Origin of the sequence: Desulfovibrio sp. (genome assembly GCF_035644575.1) — a bacterium.
Classification (GTDB): domain Bacteria; phylum Desulfobacterota; class Desulfovibrionia; order Desulfovibrionales; family Desulfovibrionaceae; genus Desulfovibrio.
On sequence record NZ_DASQOG010000062.1, the window covers coordinates 1 to 4,782 of the forward strand.

General features: G+C 61.5%; 4 protein-coding genes. All 4 read right to left on the bottom strand.

The window, feature by feature from the left end:
- Positions 1–73 precede the first annotated feature (73 nt).
- Positions 74–421 (bottom strand): 50S ribosomal protein L19, encoded by a 348-nt coding sequence (gene rplS, locus VEZ52_RS03070; RefSeq protein ID WP_022658201.1) that lies wholly within the window; start codon positions 419–421, stop codon positions 74–76.
- Positions 422–499: 78 nt separating this feature from the next.
- The gene (gene trmD / locus VEZ52_RS03075; RefSeq protein ID WP_324835481.1) at positions 500–1,807 is read right to left on the bottom strand and encodes a tRNA (guanosine(37)-N1)-methyltransferase TrmD; all 1,308 of its coding nucleotides are present in this window, start codon (positions 1,805–1,807) and stop codon (positions 500–502) included.
- Positions 1,808–1,863: 56 nt separating this feature from the next.
- The gene (locus VEZ52_RS03080; protein ID WP_324835482.1) at positions 1,864–2,697 is read right to left on the bottom strand and encodes a 4'-phosphopantetheinyl transferase family protein; all 834 of its coding nucleotides are present in this window, start codon (positions 2,695–2,697) and stop codon (positions 1,864–1,866) included.
- Positions 2,698–2,808: 111 nt separating this feature from the next.
- Positions 2,809–4,782, bottom strand: a 1,974-nt coding sequence (locus VEZ52_RS03085) for an elongation factor G (protein ID WP_324835483.1), incomplete at its 5' end; no start/stop codon positions are given.

The window sequence follows — 4,782 nt, forward strand, 5'->3', positions numbered from 1 at the left end:
GGATTTTGCAGTTGCCTGCATGCCCTGGCGCGCCGTAAAAACGCTCGCTGCGATTCTGATGCCTAAAAAAGGATCAGAAGCGGCCACGCGGCTTGATGCGCGCGGCTTTGCCCTTGAGGGCACGCAGGTAGTACAGGCGGCTGCGGCGCACGCGGCCCTGCGTGATCAGCTCAACGCGGTCGATGAAGGGCGAGTTGAGCGGGAAAATACGTTCCACGCCCACGCCGTCGGAGACCTTGCGCACCGTAAAGGTGGCGCTGGTGGTGCCGCGCTTGATGCGGATAACGTTACCCTGGAAGACCTGGATACGTTCTTTTTCGCCTTCCACAATGCGCAGGTGTACTTTCACCGTGTCGCCGGAGCGAAACGCGGGAAGATCCATGCGCTGGTTTTCCAGTTCAATTTTCCTGATGATGTCCATCGTGAACTCCTTGCAAATCCGGGCGGATTGTTGCGTCGTTGCAAAGCGGCGCCGATGCGCTCAGGCCGCCGTGTTGCGTCAGTAGTAGTCGCCTAATATCCTGTCGGCCAGAATGGCGGCCGCGCTGCGCACCGAAAGATGGTTGTAGCCCAAAAAACGCACCGGCCTCAGAGTGCCTTCGCACTGTTCGAGCACCTCCGGCGCAAGCCCTTGCGCCGTGCCCAGGCAGAGCATAACCGGCCCCTGGTCGCACCAGCGCCGCACGTCACGCGGAGTCATGGGCATGCGTCCCGGTTGGGATGCCTTGCCCTTGGCAGGCCAGACGGCAGAACTAGCCACCAGTCTGGGTCGCGTTCCATGCTGCGCGGTCATATGCGCCACTGCTTCTTCAAGCGAAGTCGCGGGTTGCACCAGGCCGAGGGCCTGAGCGCGGTCGGCGTTTCCTGTACCGCCCGGCCCCCGCGTCCAGTGACGCAAAATTTCTTCCAGCACCCGCAACTGGTCGCGAAGAGGGGTCACCGGATAAAAGGAACCCATCGCATAGCTGCGGGAAATTCGGGCTATATCGTGTATGTCCAGATTTGTCAAAGAGGAAGCGCCGATTTTTTTTGGCCCAAGGGAAACCGGGTAGTGAACAAGGCAGAACGAAAGGTTGCGTCCCGGCCTGTCACGCGGGGTTTCAGCCAGCGTTTGCACGTCTTCGCGGTAGAGCGGCGCTTCATTCAACATTTCCGGGCGCATGCGCAAGGTGGCGCGCACAGATTCCTGCCTGCGCCATTGGGCGATGCGGGCGTGGTCGCCGCTTTGCAGCACCTCGGGAACCGACAGACCTTCCAGGGATTCTGGCCGCGTGTAGTGCGGATATTCCAGCAATCCGTGAGAAAAGCTTTCGTCGTCGCCGGATTCTTCCTTGCCCATAAAGCCGGGCATCAGGCGGGCGACGGCTTCCAGTACGGAAAGAGCCGCGCTTTCGCCGCCGTTGAGCACTATATCGCCCACGCTCACGGGTTCAAGCGGAAAAAGTTGCAACAGCCGCGCGTCAATGCCCTCGTACCTGCCGCAAACAATGGTCAGGTCTTCCTCGCGCGCAAGGTCGCGCACCATGTCCTGCGTCAGCGGGCGTCCGCCGGGGGCCATGAACAGCATGCGGCCGGGCCGCTCAATGGAGCGCAGGGCGCGGGCCAGAGGCTCGCCCTGCATGACCATGCCGGGGCCGCCGCCGTAAGGGCGGTCGTCCACGTGGCGGTGTTTGTCGGTGCTGAACTGCCGGGGATCATGAAGGCTGCATTCCACAATGCCAGCCTCCCGCGCACGGCCCATGAGGGCGGTGGACAGGGGCGACTCGAAAAATTCGGGAAAAAGCGTGACAAGGTGAAAACGCGGCATGGGCGGAGAGTGCCGTAAAAACGTTTGCCTTGCAAGAAAATGTCTGCCGGGGGCGCTTAGCCGCGCGGGCGTAAGGCGGAAAGCGCGCGCAGCAGGGTAGTCGGATCCTGGCAAAGCACACGGAGTCGTAAAAATTCCGGCGGGAAGTCTGTTTTTGCGCTCACCTGTTGCGCAATGCTCAGCCAGTGGCCGGGGCAGGGCAGACTCCGCCAGTAAAATACGCCCCTTGCCCCGTGCCAAATCCCGGCTCGCTGGCCGAAACTTCCTGTGGGAACCCTGGCGGGATCCATGCCCAACCCCAGACCGGATGCCTTGAGCAGGGCCTCCTTGATTGTCCAGCGGCGCAGGGCCTCGCGGTGGATGCCCTGCGGTGAAAGGCCTGCCTCGCGCCGGGCTTCGCGTCGGGCCAATTCTGCCGTGGTAAAGGCATTGGGGCTAGGCGGCGGGGAGAGCAACGATTCAGCATCCAGCGCATGAGGGGCAACTGCGGCATCTGCCGGCTCAGGGCAAAGGGCGCAAAAGGCCACCTCGCCGCTGTGGCTGAAGGCCGCATGCCAACCGGGGAACAGGGGGCGGCCCTGAGTATCCATGCCCAGTTGCGGCAGCGGCCCTGCGAGGGGGGAATTTGCTGCCCTGGCCTGCCGCGCGGCATGCGTCACCAGTTGGGCGCGCGCGAGCAGGCGGGACAAAGCCGCCCGCAGCACGTCCTGCTGCGCCTCCCGCGCTTCGGTCTGCCCCTCGGGCGGGCGGCCAAAGCGGCGCACATGGGCAAGCTGCCTCTCGTTCAGCCACGGTTCCAGCACCGCTTCAAGGGCACAGCGCCAGCCTTCCAGCTCTTTACTGGAGCCAGCGGGCAGGGGGGTGCAGAGTATTGTGAGCGGGCGTTCCATGATGTTCCGTATTCGGTTGCTTGCGGCAAAGACGCGCAAACCGGCTGTTTTACAGAAAACAGCCGGTTTGTCATCTATAAGAGGAAGAGGTGGTCTGCCCCACCTCAGTGGTTATTCGGCAGCCTTGTGCTTCTGGTGCTCGGCAATGACCTTTTCCGCCACGGGTTGCGGAGCTTCTTCATAATGGGCAAATTCCATGGTGAAGAATCCCTGCCCGCCGGTCATGGAGCGCAGGTCGGGCGCGTAACGCAGCACTTCGCTCATGGGCACATGGGCCTTGATTTCCGTGCTGCCGCCCTGCGAATCCGAACCCAGCACCTTGCCCCGGCGGGAGGAAAGGTCGCCGATGACATCGCCCATGCTTTCATCGGGCACGGAAACGGTGAGCAGTACGATGGGTTCAAGCAGCACGGGCTTGAGACCTTCCATGGCTTTTTTGAAAGCAATGGAGCCAGCTACCTTGAAGGCCATTTCTGACGAGTCTACCGTATGGTAGCTGCCATCGTAGACCTTGACGCGGAAGTCCACCACCTGACATCCGGCCAGAAATCCGCGTGCGGCGGCTTCCTGAACGCCCTTGTCGATGGCGGGAACATACTGGCGGGGGATAACGCCGCCCACGATGGCGTCTTCAAACACATAGCCGGAACCGCGCGGCAGGCCTTCCATCTCGATCCAGCAATCGCCAAACTGACCACGGCCGCCGGACTGCTTTTTGTGACGGCCCTGAACCTGACATTTGCCACGCACGGTTTCGCGGTAGGGAACCTTGGGCGTCTTAAGGATGATATCCACCTTGAAGCGGCGTTTGGCCTTTTCGACCGAAAGCTCGATATGCAACTGCCCCATGCCGGAAAGCAGAATGTCGCCGGTTTCTTCATCGCGCCCCAGACGCAGGGTGATGTCTTCATCCAGCAGCCGCTGCATGGCTGCGTAGACCTTGTCTTCCTCGCCTTTTTCCTTGGGGGCGAGGGCATAGGTGATGAGCTGCGGGGGCAGGGCGGGCATGGGCAGGGCAAAGGGGGCTTTTTCATCGCAGAGCGTATCGCCCGTGCGGGTGTTTTTGAGCTTGGCAACGGCCACGATGGCGCCGGGGCCAATGGGCTCCTTGCAGGGGGTCTGCGTTTTGCCCTGAATGTACAGCAGGTTGCCGAGGCGTTCGTTTTCTTCCGTGCGGGAGTTTTTCAGCGTGGCGTCGCCGTTGATGGTGCCGGAAAGAACCCGCAAAAGGGAAAGCTGCCCCGAAAAGGGATCGGCCAAGGTTTTGAAAACAAAGCAGGCCACCGGCCCATCCGGGGCAGCGGCGCGTTCTGCGCCATCACGGCCCGCAAAGGGCGGGCGATCAAGGGGCGAGGGCAGCAGGGCTTCAATGGCGGCCAGCACGGATTCGCCGCCCTTGTTTTCAAGGGCCGAGCAGGCCAGCACCGGCGTAAGCTCACCTTTGAGCACACCCGAGCGCAGACCTGTTCTGAGGTCATCTTCTGAAAGAATGCCTTCTTCCAGATACTTTTCCATAAGTTCTTCATCGCTTTCTGCGATATTTTCTACGGTCACATCGCGCAGCAGGCTGACATCGTCAGCCAGGGCGGCGGGAATTTCAGCCTCTGCGGCGGCGCCGTTTTCGCCAAACATGCGGGCCTTGCCCGTCAGCACATCGGCAACACCCACAAAGGATTCGCCCTGGCGAATGGGCAATTGCAGCACTACGGGCTTGACGTTCAGGCCCGAGAGGCCGTCAAGGGCCATCTGAAAATCGGCGCGGTCGCGGTCAACCTTGTTGACCACGATAATGGAGGGCAATCCGGCTGCGCGGACCAGATTCCAGAACTTTTTGGCAAGGGGGCGCACACCGTCCACGGCGTCCAGCACAAAAACAACGCTGTCCACGCCTTTGAGCAGGCATTCCATGTCGCCTGTAAAGTTGCCGTCACCGGGGATATCCAGAAGGAAATGGCGGTTTTTATTCCAGAGATATGTGGCGCAGGAGGGTTGAACGGAGCCGCGTCGGCGGGTTTCTTCGGGTTCGTAGTCAAGGCATGTGGTGCCGTCTTCTACAGCCCCCAGGCGATTCACCGCCCCGGCCTT